Genomic DNA, 13,508 nt, shown 5'->3' on the forward strand with positions numbered 1-13,508 from the left:
TAGGGCTTGACAACTTTGCTGGCCACACAGGAAATTGACGCGCGTAGATGTACAGGGAGCGGCATGCCTCCCGCAGATCTCACTGCCGCACCCCCCACCTTTTCCCTCTCCCACACCGGAGTTCCTGCCCATGCGCTCCTCGCATCCCCGTTCCGCCGCCGTCGCGGCCCTCGTCGCCACCGCACTGGCCACCGGCCTGCTCGCGGGCTCCGCCGACGCGGCCGAAGGCGCCGTGTCCGCCGATCCGATACGCATCCACGACATTCAGGGCACCACCCGGATATCCCCGCTCAACGGCAAGCAGGTCACGGATGTCGAGGGCATCGTGACGGGCGTGCGTACGTACGGCTCGCGCGGTTTCTGGATCCAGGACCCGAACGCCGACGACAACGACGCCACGAGCGAGGGCGTCTTCGTCTTCACCAACTCCGTCCCGACCGTCGCCGCGGGCGACGCGGTCAAGGTCTCCGGCACCGTCGGCGAGTACATCCCCGGTGGCGTGAACTCCGGCAACCAGTCGGTGACCCAGATCTCCAAGCCGACGGTGACCGTGGTCTCCTCCGGCAACGCGCTGCCCGAGGCCACCGCGATCAACGAGTACTCGGTGCCCGCCGAGTACGCCCCGGCCGGCGACCCGGCCGCCGGCGGCAGCATCAACGGCCTGACCCTGGAGCCCTCGCGCTACGCCCTCGACCACTACGAGTCGCTGGAGGGCATGAACGTCAAGATCGGCACCTCCCGCGTGGTCGGCGCCACCGACCCGTACTCGGAGCTGTGGGTCACGGTGAAGGGCTGGGAGAACACCGCCAAGCGCGGTGGCACCATCTACGGCTCCTACGAGTCCCAGAACACCGGCCGCCTGCAGATCCAGCAGCTCGCGCCCGTCGCGCAGCAGCCCTTCCCGGTGGCCAACGTCGGCGACAGGCTGACCGGCACCACCGAAGGCCCGCTGGACTTCAACCAGTTCGGCGGCTACACCCTGGTGGCCCGTACCCTCGGCACCGTCAAGGCGGGCACCCTCGCCCCCGAGAAGACCAAGCCGCAGGCCGAGCAGGAGCTCGCGGTGGCCACGTACAACGTCGAGAACCTCGACCCGACCGACCCGCAGGAGAAGTTCGACGCGCTGGCGAAGGCGGTCGTCGAGAACCTGGCCTCCCCCGACGTCCTCGCGCTGGAGGAGATCCAGGACGACAACGGCGCCAAGAACGACGGCACCGTCTCGGCCGAGCAGACCCTCGCCAAGTTCACCGCGGCGATCTCGGCCGCCGGCGGCCCGGCCTACCAGTGGCGGACCGTCAACCCGGAGGACAAGAAGGACGGCGGCGAGCCCGGCGGCAACATCCGCCAGGTGTTCCTCTTCAACCCGGCGCGGGTCTCCTTCACCGAGCGCGCCCCGGGTGACGCGGTGACCGCGACCGGAGTGACCAAGGTGAACGGCAAGGCCGCCCTGACCCACTCCCCCGGCCGCGTCGACCCCGCCAACCCGGCGTGGGCGGACAGCCGCAAGCCGCTCGCCGGTGAGTTCGTCTTCCGCGGGAAGACGGTCTTCGTGATCGCCAACCACTTCGGCTCCAAGGGCGGCGACGAGGGTCTGACCTCGCACCACCAGCCGCCGGTCCGCTCCTCGGAGGCCAAGCGACTGCTCCAGGCGCAGGCCGTGAACGGCTTCGTGAAGCAGCTCCTGGCGGAGGACAAGAACGCCAACGTCCTGGTCCTCGGTGACATCAACGACTTCGAGTTCTCGGCGACGACGGACGCGCTGGCGGACGGCGGGGCGCTGTACCCGGCGATCAAGTCGCTGCCGAAGGCGGAGCGCTACTCGTACGTCTACCAGGGCAACGCCCAGGTGCTGGACCAGATCCTGACCAGCCCGGCGATCAAGAAGTTCACGTACGACAGCGTGCACATCAACGCGGAGTTCTCGGCGCAGAACAGCGACCACGACCCGCAGGTGCTGCGCTTCCGCCCGTAACCTCCCGGGGCGCGCAGCAGCAGGGGGTCCGGCCGCCGTCGCGGCCGGGCCCCCTGCCACAATCCGGCCATGATCTTCCGTGAGGCCACCCGCCAGGACCTGCCCGCCGTACTCGCCCTGCTCGCCGACGAGGACTCGGTGGCCGACCCGGCCGGGGTCGTGATCGGCGAGGCGCACGAGCGGGCCTTCGCCGCGATCGAGGCGGACCCGCGCAACGAGATGCTGGTACTCGCAGAGGGAGCGGCCGGGGCGGGCGGAGCCGGCGAGGTAGTCCTCGGCTGTCTCCAGCTCACGTACATCCCGGGCCTGGGCCAGAACGGGCAGGAGCGGGCCCTGGTGGAAGCGGTACGGGTCCGCGCGGACCGGCGGGGCGCGGGGCTCGGCGCCGAACTGATGCGGCTCGCAGCCGAGCGGGCCCGCGAGCGCGGCTGCGGCCTGGTCCAGCTGACCAGCAACAAGCGGCGCACGGCCGCGCACCGTTTCTACGAGCGACTGGGCTTCGCGCGCAGCCACGAGGGCTTCAAGCTCCACCTGGAGCCGTAACCAGGCCTTCTCGGACAAGGTAGGGACTTTCGGCCCTGGCGTGACGCTCGACACATCCCTATCGAATCGCCCGGTTGTGGTGGTTGAGTATTTCCAGGCTCGATCTTGTTACCGGCTCGTACCGACCGCACTCCCGGAGGATCCTCGTGCTCCCCTCCATCTCCCTCGCCCAGGAAATCGGCCTCGCCGTCCTGCTCGTGGCCGCGTTCGTCTGGTTCACCGGCCTCCGCCACACGCGGGAGGACAGCCGCTTCCCCCGCCCGGACCCCGCCGCCGAGGCCCTGCCGATGATCCCGGCCCAGCGCGGCCTCGCGGCGCACCCGATGGAGTCGGTCGAGCTGACCGAGGCGGAGAAGCAGGCCTTCGCCGGCCTGATCCGTACGATCTCCCCGACCTGACCCGACCCGACCTGACACCCGGTCGTCCGGCCCCTGTGCCGGGTGTTGCGTTGTGCCCCGCGGTGCTCCTGCCACGACCGCCGTACGCCTGCCGCCCCCGAGCCGCCCTTCAGCACCCTGTGTTGAGGGCTCGTCGGGGCCCAGCGAGGAGGCGCGGATGGCTAGGCGTCGAAGGCCGCAGCCCAGGGACGGCAAAGGCCGGTTCACGAGGACCGGTTTGCCCCTGTGGTTGGGCGTCCTGGTGGTGACCGTGCTGGTCCTGGCCTATGTCCTCTAGTGGTCGGTACGGAGGGGCCCGGACCGACCACGAGCGCCCTCCCCGGCCGCGGTGGGCCTCGGGAGGGCGCTCGTCGGTGATCCGTGCCGACGGCCTGCGGCCGGCGGCAGCCGGTGCCTCAGTTGTGGCTGTGCAGGACCTCGTTCAGGCCGCCCCAGGTGGCCTTGTACGGGCGGGCCTCGACGGCGCCGGTCACCGAGTTGCGGCGGAAGAGGATGTTGTTGGCGCCGGAGAGCTCCAGCGCCTTGACGATCTGGCCGTCCGGCAGGGTCACACGGGTGCCCGCGGTCACGTAGAGGCCGGCCTCGACCACGCACTCGTCGCCCAGCGCGATGCCCACGCCCGCCTCGGCGCCGATCAGGGTGCGCTCGCCGATCGAGATGATCTGCTTGCCGCCGCCCGAGAGGGTGCCCATGGTGGACGCGCCGCCGCCGATGTCGGAGCCGTCGCCGACCACGACGCCCGCGGAGATGCGGCCCTCGACCATGGAGGTGCCGAGGGTGCCGGCGTTGAAGTTGACGAAGCCCTCGTGCATGACGGTGGTGCCCTCGGCGAGGTGCGCGCCGAGGCGGACGCGGTCCGCGTCGGCGATGCGCACGCCCTTGGGGGCGACGTAGTCCGTCATCCGCGGGAACTTGTCGATCGAGGTGACCTGGAGGTGCAGGCCCTCGGCGCGCGCGTTGAGGCGGACGGTCTCGACCTGGTCGACGGCGACCGGGCCCAGCGAGGTCCAGGCGACGTTCGTGAGCAGGCCGAAGACGCCGTCGAGGTTCTGGCCGTGCGGCTTGACCAGGCGGTGGCTGAGCAGGTGCAGGCGCAGGTACGCGTCGTGCGCGTCCAGCGGCTTGTCCTCCAGGGAGGAGATGACCGTGCGGACGGCTACGACCTCGACGCCGCGGACCGCGTCCGTGCGGATCGCCTTGGCCGCGGCGGCGCCCAGCAGCTCCACGGCCCGGTCGGCGGTGAGGCGCTCGGTGCCGGCCGGGCCGGGCTCGGCGACCAGCTCGGGGGCGGGGAACCAGGTGTCGAGGACGGTGCCGTCGGCGGTGAGGGTGGCAAGTCCGGCGGCGACGGCGCCGGTGGTACGCGTAGCAGTCATATCCGAAACCTAACCGGCGACGGCCTTCGGTCGCGAACCGGTCTCATGTGCCGGTCGCGCGGGTCGCGCCGTGTGCCGGTCCTGGCGGGCGTGCGCCCCCAGCAGCGCCGCGCCCGCCCCTGCCGCCAGCACCGCGCAGAGCGGCCACAGCAGCCATGGCGCCGCCGAGTACAGGGCTCCGCCGAGTGATGGGCCGAGGACGACCCCGCTGACCGAGACGCCCGCGTACAGGCTCTGGAACCGCCCGATGGCGTGCTCGGGCGCCTGGTCGGCCATGTGGGCGGTGGCGGTGGTCTTGTAGAGGATCTCCCCGAGGCTCAGCAGGACCATCATCGCCACGGCGCTCGCGACCCCGGCCCCGAACAGCAGCACCGCGTAGGCGGCCCCGACGAGCAGCATCCCGGTGCCGATGACGGGCAGGGCCGGCCGCTTGCGCAGGGCGACGGCGGCGGGCAGTTCCAGCAGCAGGATCACCCCTCCGTTCAGGGCGATGACGAGCCCGAAGGCGCGGGCGTCCAGGCCGTGGTCGCCGAGGAAGACGGCGAAGGTGGAGTACTGCTGGCGGTAGACGATGTCGGTCACCAGGATCGCGCCGAGCAGCACGAGCACGGTGGGGCGGGCGCGCAGTTCGTGCCACAGGCCCCGTTCGCCGCGGCCCGGACCCCCGTCCTGGGCCGCGGCGAGTGAGCGGGGAGCGCCGCGGGCCGGGACGACCCGCGCGGTCCAGAGGGCGAAGACGAGCGTGCCGACGCCGTCGCCGACGAAGAGCCAGTCGTAGGAGAAGCCGGTGGCGATCAGGGCGCCCAGCGGCGGCCCGAGGGTGAATCCGCCGTTGGAGGCGCAGCGCACGAGGGCGAAGGCCTGGCGGCGGGCTCCCTCCGGGACGGTGACCGCGACGAGCGCGGAGTTGGCGGCCCGGACCACGCCGGAGGCGTACTGGGCCACGGGCAGGGCCGCGTAGAGGAGCGGCAGGGGGAGCAGGGGCAGGGCCATGAGGGCCAGGCCCCCGAGGGCGGATGCGGCGAGGAGCACCCGGCGGTGGCCGAAGCGGTCGCCGTACCAGCCGCCGGTGAAATTGCCGGCGACCAGGCCGATGCCGCTGATTCCGGTGACGAGGCCGGCCTGGGCGGCGCCGAGGCCGCGGGGGCCGGTCAGGTAGAGGAAGACGAAGACGAAGGTGAAGCTGACGACGGCGTTGACGAAGATCCCCGCAGCCAGCAGCCACACAACCCTCGGTACGTCCTTGAACCCCTGCAGCACACCCGTGTCCCCCTGTCGATGGGTGAGTTCCTTTTGGGAACGGACTATGTCAGCATGACAGCCTTGGGTCAACGGACGAAGGAGTTCCCATGGCCCAGCGCACACACCTCGGCGACGCTGACTGCGCCATCGCCCAGGCCCTCGATGTGGTGGGCGACTGGTGGACGCTGCTGATCGTGCGTGACACCGCGCGCGGCGTGCACCGCTTCGACGAGCTCCAGCGCGAGTTGGGGGTGTCCCGCAAGGTGCTGGCGGAGCGGCTGAAGCTGCTCGTCGACGCCGGGGTGCTGTCGCGCGAGCCGTACCAGGAACGCCCGGTGCGGCACGAGTACCGGCTCACCCCGCGCGGACGGGGTCTGCTGCCCGTCCTGGTGGCCCTCCAGGACTGGGGAGACACCTGGGTCCTGGGAGAGGGAGAGATGACGGCGACGACCGACGAGGCCTCGCGCGAGGCGGAACGGGTGCATGCACTGCTCGGCACGCGGGTGCCGCCGCTCCTGCTGCCGGACCGTTTCGGCGAGCTGAGCGATCCGGTGGCGGACACCCCGTTCACGGTCCTGTACTGCTTCCCGGGCGCGTACGCGCGCGCCGAGTCCTACCCGCCCGGCTGGGCCGGGATCCCGGGCGCCCGGGGCTGTACGTTCGAGTCGTGCACCTACCGCCACCAGCTCGCGGAGTTCACCGCGGCCGGCGCCACCGTGCACGGGGTGTCGACCCAGCGCCCTGACGAACAGCGGGAGTTCGCGGAGCAGGAGGGGCTGCGGTTCCCCCTGCTGTCGGACGCGGATCTGGCGCTGACGGCCGCGCTGCGCCTGCCGACGTTCCGCGCGGCGGGCACGAGCCGGATCAAGCGGCTGACGCTCGTCATCGACCGCGACCGCACGGTCCGCGAGGTGATCTACCCGATCCAGGACATCGAGGCGAGCGTGCGGACGGCTCTCGCGGCGGTGCGCTCCGCGGGCTGAGCGGCCGCCGGGTCACCCCGACGACTGCTGCTCCCCGGCGCGACGGCCGGGGCGGGCGCCGCGGGCGGGCGCCGCGGGCGTGGCCCGGGCAGCGCCCGGTGGCGCGGCCGGACACGAACGGGCCGGTGCACGCACGGAGAGCGTCTCGGTGACGGCCTGCCGGTCGCCCGCCCGGACCGCGGCCGGCGGACCGGACCGCCGGCCGCCGCGCGCGGAGCCGCTCCCCCGGCCCGCCGGTATCCGGGGGACGGCGCGCGGGGCGGGTCCGAGCGCCGACGGCGGCCCTACGACGGCCGCAGCACCCGCCGCAGGACCTCTCGGGCGTACTCCTCGTCGTACGCGGCGTCCGTCAGCAGGACCTGCAGGCCGATCCCGTCCATGGCCGCCACCAGCGCCCGCGCGGTCAACGGGTCGGCCCGCGGGATCAGTGCCGCCGTCACCGCCTCGCACCACTGCGCCGCCACCGGCCGCAGCGCCGGGCGGCGCAGGGCCGCGAGGTAGAGCTCGTACTCCAGCTCGACCCGGCCCCGGTCCGCCGACAGGAACTCCCCGAGCAGGCGGGCCAGGGCCCCCGCGAGGTCCGCGTCCGGGTCGGCCAGCGCTGCCGAGCGCGCCACCGCCTGCGCGAAGCCCTCGTTGGCCTGGCGCAGCGCCGCGACCAGCAGGTCGTCCAGTGTCTTGAAGTGGTACGTCGTCGACCCGAGCGGTACGTCGGCCTCCGCGGCGACGCTGCGGTGGGTCAGCCCCGCGATGCCCCGCTCGCCCACCACCCTCAGCGCCGCGTCGATGATCCGCTGCCGCCGGTCCGGGTCGTAGCGCCGCACGCCGGAGGTCATCAGTGGGCCCCGCCGAGATTCAGCAGGACCACGCCACCGATCACCAGGGCGATCCCGGCGATCTTGGCGGCGGTGGCCGCCTCCCCCAGGAACACCATGCCTATGGCGGCGATCGCGGCGGTGCCGACGCCCGCCCATATCGCGTAGGCCGTGCCGACCGACATCGACTTCAGCGTCTGCGCGAGCAGGGTGAAGGCGATGACGTAGCCCAGCAGGGTGCCCAGCGACGGCCACAGTTTCGTGAAGCCATCGCTGTACTTCATGGCGGTGGTTCCGGCGACCTCGGCGGCGATGGCCGCGGCAAGCATGACGTAAGGCATGCGTACAACTGTACACATCAATGCGTACGCACGTACACAAGCGGGCTGGAAATGCTTCGCCATGCCCCTGACATGCTGGGATACGGTGTGCGTTCGACGGGGGAACGAACAGACGGAGCGGACGCATGACGCAGAGCGCAGGGTGGGGATCCACGGGGACACCGGGGCCGGGCGGCCCAGGAGGCGCGGGCGGCCCGGGAGGCCCGGGAGGCGCTCCGCAGTGGGGAGGATGGGCTCCGCCGCCACCGCCGCAGCCCGGGGTGGTACCCCTGCGGCCCCTGGGCCTCGGGGACATCGCGAACGCTTCGTTCGCCACGCTCGGCCGCCACTGGAAGCAGCTGCTCGGCGTCATGCTCGCCGTGCTGGGCCTGTGCCTGCTGGCCATGGCCCTGCTGGCGGGCATCGCCGTCGCCGCGGTGTACGACCACATCGAGCCGGTCTTCGACCCGCCCTACGGACAGGACCCGGCGGCCGAGCACCTCACCCCGATCATCGTCGCCGGCGTCACGCTGTTCGTGCTGCTGTCCGCGGTGGGGTTGCTGAGCACGGCCATGCTCACCGCCGTGTGCCCGGCGGTGCTCCAGCAGGCGGTCCTCGGCCGGCCCACCACTTTCCGCTCGATGTGGCGCACGGCCCTGCGGCGGACTCCCTCCGTCCTGGGCACGCTGCTGCTCACGGGGCTGATCGCGGGCGCTCCCGTGCTCGCCGCCGTGGCGGTGTGGATTCCGGTGATGGTCGTATCCGTCTCCGGCGAGGATCCCTCACCCGGGGCCCTGCTCCTCCTGCCCCTCCTCCTGCTGCCCGCCTTCCCGGTGTCCGTCTGGCTCGGCACCCGGCTCAGCCTGGCTCCCGCCGTGGCGGTCATGGAGAAGGCCGGCCCCGCCACCGCGCTGCGCCGCTCGGCCGCGCTGGTCAAGGGCGACTGGTGGCGGATCTTCGGCATCACCCTGGTCGGCAGCATGATCGCGATGAGCATCGCCTACGTGATCCAGATGCCCTTCCAGCTCATCGGTACGTTCGGGATGATCCCGCTCATGGCCGAGGCCAGCGAGGGGGCCGAGGGAGCCGCTCCCGCGACGGGCGTGATCGCCGCTCTCGCGTTCTGCTTCCTGTGCGTCATGGTCGGCGGCGGCGTGGGCCAGATGTTCCAGATCGGGTACACCCAGCTGTTCAGCAATCTGCTGTACGTGGACCAGCGGATCCGGCGCGAGAACCTCGCCCAGGCCCTCCTCGCCGAACTCGCCGCGCAGGCCCCGGGCACCGGACCGGTCTCCACCCCCGCGGCCCCGCCCGCAAACACGCCCGCGGCCCCGCCCGCGGACTCGCCCGCGGACCCGCTTCCCGACAGGCCGACGGACGACTGAGCGGCCGACGGGCCACCGGTCCGACACGAGAAGGGCCCCCGGCACGATGCCGGGGGCCCTTCCTCGTTCACAACCGCTCAGACGTTGAAGCCGAGCGCGCGGAGCTGCTCACGGCCGTCGTCCGTGATCTTGTCCGGGCCCCACGGCGGCATCCAGACCCAGTTGATGCGAAGTTCGCTGACGATGCCGTCCGTCGCCGACTTCGCCTGGTCCTCGATGACGTCCGTCAGCGGGCAGGCCGCCGAGGTCAGCGTCATGTCGAGGGTGGCGATGTTCGCGTCGTCGATGTGGATGCCGTAGATCAGGCCCAGGTTGACGACGTCGATGCCCAGCTCGGGGTCGACCACGTCGTAGAGGGCCTCGCGGACCTCCTCCTCGGTGGCCGGCTTGATCGACGCCTCGGGCGTCGCGTTCTCGGTCATGCCGTCTCCCTCTCCGCGCCGCCCAGAGCCTGGGCCGTCGCGTCCTTCCACGCCATCCAGCTCAGCAGAGCACACTTCACACGAGCCGGGTACTTCGAGACGCCGACGAACGCGACCGCGTCCTCCAGCACCTCCTCCATGGCCTCGTCGGGCTCGATCTTGCCCTTGGACTGCATCATCTCCAGGAAGACTGCCTGGATCTTCTGCGCCTCGGCCAGTTCCTTGCCCACGAGCAGCTCGTTCAGTACGGACGCGCTGGCCTGGCTGATGGAGCAGCCCTGGCCCTCGTAGGAGACGTCGGTGAGCGTCTCGCCGTCGTACTTCACGCGCAGCGTGATCTCGTCACCGCAGGTCGGGTTGACGTGGTGCACCTCGGCGTCGCCGTCGCGCAGGCCACGCCCGTGCGGGTGCTTGTAGTGGTCCAGGATCAGTTCCTGGTACATCGAATCCAGCTTCACTGCGTCCTCGTCGCCTCGTCCGTCAGCCGAAGAAGTTCCGTACGTGCTCCAGCCCGTCGATCAGCGCGTCGACATCGGCCGGAGAGGAGTACAGGTAGAAAGACGCTCGCGTCGTCGCAGGAATTCCGTAGCGCAGGCAGACGGGGCGCGCGCAGTGGTGTCCCACGCGGACCGCGATGCCCTGCTCGTCCAGTACCTGACCGACGTCGTGCGGGTGGATGTCACCCAGGACGAAGGAGATCGCGGCGCCGCGGTCCTCGGCCGTGGTGGGGCCGATGATCCGCAGGTCGGGCACCTCGGCGAGGCGCTTGATCGCGTACTCGGTGATCGCGTGCTCGTGCGCGGCGATCTTGTCCATGCCGATCGCGGTCAGGTAGTCCACGGCCGCGCCGAGGCCGACGGCCTGGGCGATCGGGGGCGTACCCGCCTCGAACTTGTGGGGTGCCGGGGCGTAGGTCGAGGCGTGCATCGACACGGTCTCGATCATCTCGCCGCCGCCGAGGAACGGAGGCAGGTCCTCCAGAAGCTCCTGGCGGCCCCAGAGGACGCCGATGCCGGTCGGGCCGCACATCTTGTGGCCGGTGAAGGCCACGAAGTCGGCGCCGAGCGCCTGCACGTCCAGCGGCATGTGCGGGGCGGCCTGGGAGGCGTCGATCAGCACGAGGGCGCCGACGTCCTGGGCGCGCCGGACGATCGCCTCGACCGGGTTGACCGTGCCCATGATGTTGGAGACCAGCGTGAAGGAGACGATCTTCGTCTTCTCCGTGATGACCTCTTCGATGTTGGACAGGTCGAGCCGGCCGTCGTCGGTGAGGCCGAACCACTTCAGCTTCGCGCCGGTGCGCTGCGCCAGCAGCTGCCACGGCACGATGTTGGAGTGGTGCTCCATCTCCGTGATGGCGATCTCGGTCTCGCGGTCGACCCGGTAGGGCTCGTCGGCCCAGCCGAGCATGTTCGCGACCAGGTTGAGCGACTCCGAGGCGTTCTTGGTGAAGATCACCTCGTCGCGGCTCGGCGCGTTGATGAAGGCGGCGACCTTGTCGCGGGCGCCCTCGTACAGCGCCGTGGCCTCCTCGGCGAGCACGTGCACGCCGCGGTGGACGTTGGCGTTGTGCTGCTCGTAGTACTCGTTCAGCGCGTCGAGCACCTGGCGCGGCTTCTGCGAGGTCGCCGCGTTGTCCAGGTAAACGATCTTCTTCCCGTCGTGGACCACACGATCCAGCAGGGGGAAGTCCTTGCGGATCGCCTCGATGTCGAGGAGGCCAGGCAGCTGTGTCACGCGGTCGCGCCACCCTTCACGTACTTGTCGTAGCCCTCGGCCTCCAGCTGGTCGGCGAGCTCGGCGCCACCGGACTCGGCGATGCGGCCGTTCGCGAACACGTGCACGAAGTCGGGCTTGATGTAGCGCAGGATGCGCGTGTAGTGGGTGATCAGCAGGGTGCCGACCTCACCGGTCTCGCGGACGCGGTTGACGCCCTCGGAGACGATCCGCAGCGCGTCGACGTCGAGGCCCGAGTCGGTCTCGTCGAGGATCGCGATCTTCGGCTTCAGGAGCTCCAGCTGCAGGATCTCGTGGCGCTTCTTCTCACCGCCGGAGAAGCCCTCGTTGACGTTGCGCTCGGCGAAGGCCGGGTCCATCTGGAGCTGCTCCATCGCGGACTTGACCTCCTTCACCCAGGTGCGCAGCTTGGGCGCCTCGCCGCGGATGGCGGTGGCCGAGGTGCGCAGGAAGTTGGAGACCGAGACACCGGGGACCTCGACCGGGTACTGCATCGCGAGGAAGACGCCGGCGCGGGCGCGCTCGTCGACGGACATCTCCAGGACGTCCTCGCCGTCGAGGGTCACGGTGCCACCGGTGATGGTGTACTTCGGGTGACCGGCGAGCGAGTACGCCAGGGTGGACTTGCCGGAGCCGTTCGGACCCATGATGGCGTGCGTCTCACCCTGCTTGACGGTGAGGTCGACGCCCTTGAGGATCTCGCGGGAGCCGCTCGCCGAGTCACCGGTCTCGACGGAGACGTGCAGGTCGTGGATTTCAAGCGTTGCCATGGATACCTCAGGACTCCTGGGTGAGGGAGACGAGCACGTCGTCCCCTTCGATCTTTACGGGGTATACGGGTACGGGGCGCGTCGCGGGCAGACCCGAGGGCTTGCCGGTGCGCAGGTCGAAGGCCGACCCGTGCAGCCAGCACTCGATCATGCAGTCTTCGACCTCGCCCTCCGAGAGCGAGACGTTCGCGTGCGAGCAGATGTCGTTGATCGCGAACACCTCCCCCTCGGTGGAGACGATGGACACCGGCGTGCCGTCGAGTTCCACCCGCTTCGGGGTGTTCTCCTCCAGCTCGCTGAGCGCACAGGCCTTGACGTAATTCATCAGACGGAACCCTGGAGCTCGGTCTCGATCTTGGCGAGCAGACGCTCCTCGATGTCGTCGACACCGATCTGCTGGACGAGCTCCGCGAAGAAGCCGCGGACGACCAGGCGGCGGGCCTCGTCGGCCGGGATGCCACGGGCCTGCAGGTAGAAGAGCTGCTCGTCGTCGAAGCGGCCGGTCGCGGAGGCGTGGCCGGCGCCGACGATCTCGCCGGTCTCGATCTCCAGGTTCGGCACGGAGTCGACCCGCGCGCCGTCCGTGAGGACGAGGTTGCGGTTCATCTCGTAGGTGTCGGTGCCCTCGGCGGTCTTCTCGATGAGCACGTCACCGATCCAGACGGCGTGGGCGTCCTGGCCCTGGAGCGCGCCCTTGTAGACCACGTTCGACTTGCAGTGCGGAGCGTCGTGCGTGACGAGGAGGCGGTGCTCCTGGTGCTGGCCGGCGTCCGTGAAGTACAGGCCGAGCATCTCGCTCTCGCCGCCGGGGCCCGCGTAGGTGACGCGCGGGTGCAGGCGGACCAGGTCGCCACCGAAGGTGATGACCACGGACTTGAAGCTCGCGTCGCGGCCGATGAGGGCGTTGTGCTGCGAGGTGTGGACCGCCGTGTCGTCCCAGTCCTGGACGGACACGAAGGTGACCTTGGCGCCGTCGCCGACGAGGATGTCGACGTTGGCGGCGCGGACGCCGTCACCGGTGTGGTCGATCACGATGATCGCCTCGGCGAACGGCTTGATGTCGAAGACGGTGTGACCGAAGGTCGTGCCGCCCTCGCCGTGCAGGGCGACCCGGATCGGCTCGGTGAGCACGGTCTCCTTGGGCACGGTGACGACCGTGGCCTTGGCGAAGGAGGAGAAGGCCTGGGCGGCGACCCGGTCGACGGGCGTGCCGCCCTTGCCGATCCGCTCGTCGCCGCGCTCCACGGACTCCACCGTGACGCCCTCGGGCGCGTCGATCTGGGCCTTCATGGTGCCGTCCGCGACAGCGGTGCCGTCGTGCAGGCCCTTGAGGCGGGCGAGCGGGGTGAACCGCCACTCCTCCTCACGGCCGTGCGGAACCGGGAAGTCGGCCACGTCGAAGGACGGGGGCGCACTCATCCGGGTGGCGACGGTGGACTCTGCGGCCACCGCGATCGCGCCGGCGGTGGTGGAGCCCGCCGGAATGTTCTGAGCCTCAGCCATGGCTGTCGTCTTGCTCGCTCTCTTAAAAGAACACGTCTACGT

Annotated in this window: 15 protein-coding genes; 5 read left to right on the forward strand and 10 right to left on the reverse strand. The window is 70.8% G+C overall.

Annotated elements, in window-relative coordinates:
- Window positions 1–130 precede the first annotated feature (130 nt).
- The 3 genes from ACXNSR_RS10150 (at window position 131) to ACXNSR_RS10160 (ending at window position 2,913) form a co-directional block, all read left to right on the forward strand.
- Window positions 131–1,972: an endonuclease/exonuclease/phosphatase family protein gene (locus ACXNSR_RS10150; RefSeq protein ID WP_458641769.1), complete on the forward strand. Its 1,842-nt coding sequence runs from the start codon at window positions 131–133 to the stop codon at window positions 1,970–1,972.
- A gap of 69 nt (window positions 1,973–2,041) precedes the next feature.
- A complete protein-coding gene (locus ACXNSR_RS10155; RefSeq protein ID WP_458641770.1) occupies window positions 2,042–2,515 on the forward strand; it encodes an N-acetyltransferase family protein in 474 nt (157 codons plus the stop codon).
- Window positions 2,516–2,661: 146 nt separating this feature from the next.
- Window positions 2,662–2,913: a hypothetical protein gene (locus ACXNSR_RS10160; protein ID WP_458641771.1), complete on the forward strand. Its 252-nt coding sequence runs from the start codon at window positions 2,662–2,664 to the stop codon at window positions 2,911–2,913.
- Window positions 2,914–3,308: 395 nt separating this feature from the next.
- On the opposite strand, the gene dapD is transcribed toward ACXNSR_RS10160, so the two are convergent.
- Window positions 3,309–4,289, reverse strand: coding sequence for a 2,3,4,5-tetrahydropyridine-2,6-dicarboxylate N-succinyltransferase (gene dapD / locus ACXNSR_RS10165; protein WP_266597969.1), 981 nt, complete (start codon window positions 4,287–4,289; stop codon window positions 3,309–3,311).
- 9 nt (window positions 4,290–4,298) lie between these two features.
- Window positions 4,299–5,546, reverse strand: coding sequence for an MFS transporter (locus tag ACXNSR_RS10170; RefSeq protein ID WP_458643254.1), 1,248 nt, complete (start codon window positions 5,544–5,546; stop codon window positions 4,299–4,301).
- Window positions 5,547–5,638: 92 nt separating this feature from the next.
- Between ACXNSR_RS10170 and ACXNSR_RS10175 the strand changes: the two genes are divergently transcribed.
- Window positions 5,639–6,514: a winged helix-turn-helix transcriptional regulator gene (locus ACXNSR_RS10175; RefSeq protein ID WP_458641772.1), complete on the forward strand. Its 876-nt coding sequence runs from the start codon at window positions 5,639–5,641 to the stop codon at window positions 6,512–6,514.
- A gap of 284 nt (window positions 6,515–6,798) precedes the next feature.
- Here ACXNSR_RS10175 and ACXNSR_RS10180 read toward each other — a convergent pair whose 3' ends face one another.
- Both ACXNSR_RS10180 and ACXNSR_RS10185 read right to left on the reverse strand, forming a co-directional pair.
- A complete protein-coding gene (locus ACXNSR_RS10180; RefSeq protein WP_458641773.1) occupies window positions 6,799–7,350 on the reverse strand; it encodes a TetR/AcrR family transcriptional regulator in 552 nt (183 codons plus the stop codon).
- Window positions 7,350–7,670, reverse strand: a complete 321-nt coding sequence (locus tag ACXNSR_RS10185; RefSeq protein ID WP_189735897.1) for a DMT family transporter — start codon at window positions 7,668–7,670, stop codon at window positions 7,350–7,352. The genes ACXNSR_RS10180 and ACXNSR_RS10185 overlap by 1 nt, the downstream gene beginning before the upstream one ends.
- A gap of 260 nt (window positions 7,671–7,930) precedes the next feature.
- On the opposite strand from ACXNSR_RS10185, the gene ACXNSR_RS10190 reads away from it, so the two are divergent.
- Window positions 7,931–9,034, forward strand: a complete 1,104-nt coding sequence (locus tag ACXNSR_RS10190) for a hypothetical protein (protein WP_458641774.1) — start codon at window positions 7,931–7,933, stop codon at window positions 9,032–9,034.
- A 77-nt stretch (window positions 9,035–9,111) separates the two neighbouring features.
- Here the strand turns inward: ACXNSR_RS10190 and ACXNSR_RS10195 are convergent, their stop codons facing one another.
- Genes ACXNSR_RS10195 through sufD form a run of 6 tightly spaced genes read right to left on the reverse strand, consistent with a single transcriptional unit; the run spans window position 9,112 to window position 13,466 of the window.
- The gene (locus ACXNSR_RS10195) at window positions 9,112–9,456 is read right to left on the reverse strand and encodes a metal-sulfur cluster assembly factor (RefSeq protein ID WP_030009139.1); all 345 of its coding nucleotides are present in this window, start codon (window positions 9,454–9,456) and stop codon (window positions 9,112–9,114) included.
- Window positions 9,453–9,914 carry a Fe-S cluster assembly sulfur transfer protein SufU gene (gene sufU / locus ACXNSR_RS10200; RefSeq protein ID WP_150256905.1) on the reverse strand — a complete coding sequence of 154 codons (462 nt, stop codon included), beginning with the start codon at window positions 9,912–9,914 and terminating at the stop codon, window positions 9,453–9,455. The genes ACXNSR_RS10195 and sufU overlap by 4 nt, the downstream gene beginning before the upstream one ends.
- Window positions 9,915–9,936: 22 nt before the next feature.
- Window positions 9,937–11,193 (reverse strand): cysteine desulfurase, encoded by a 1,257-nt coding sequence (locus tag ACXNSR_RS10205; protein ID WP_031149087.1) that lies wholly within the window; start codon window positions 11,191–11,193, stop codon window positions 9,937–9,939.
- On the reverse strand, window positions 11,190–11,963 hold the full coding sequence (gene sufC, locus ACXNSR_RS10210) for a Fe-S cluster assembly ATPase SufC (protein WP_443298172.1): 774 nt from the start codon (window positions 11,961–11,963) through the stop codon (window positions 11,190–11,192). Before sufC ends, ACXNSR_RS10205 begins: the two co-directional genes overlap by 4 nt.
- A gap of 7 nt (window positions 11,964–11,970) precedes the next feature.
- On the reverse strand, window positions 11,971–12,288 hold the full coding sequence (locus ACXNSR_RS10215) for a bifunctional 3-phenylpropionate/cinnamic acid dioxygenase ferredoxin subunit (protein ID WP_030009135.1): 318 nt from the start codon (window positions 12,286–12,288) through the stop codon (window positions 11,971–11,973).
- The gene (gene sufD / locus ACXNSR_RS10220; protein WP_458641775.1) at window positions 12,288–13,466 is read right to left on the reverse strand and encodes a Fe-S cluster assembly protein SufD; all 1,179 of its coding nucleotides are present in this window, start codon (window positions 13,464–13,466) and stop codon (window positions 12,288–12,290) included. The genes ACXNSR_RS10215 and sufD overlap by 1 nt, the downstream gene beginning before the upstream one ends.
- Window positions 13,467–13,508: the final 42 nt, after the last annotated feature.

This window comes from Streptomyces sp. NC-S4, assembly GCF_054353315.1.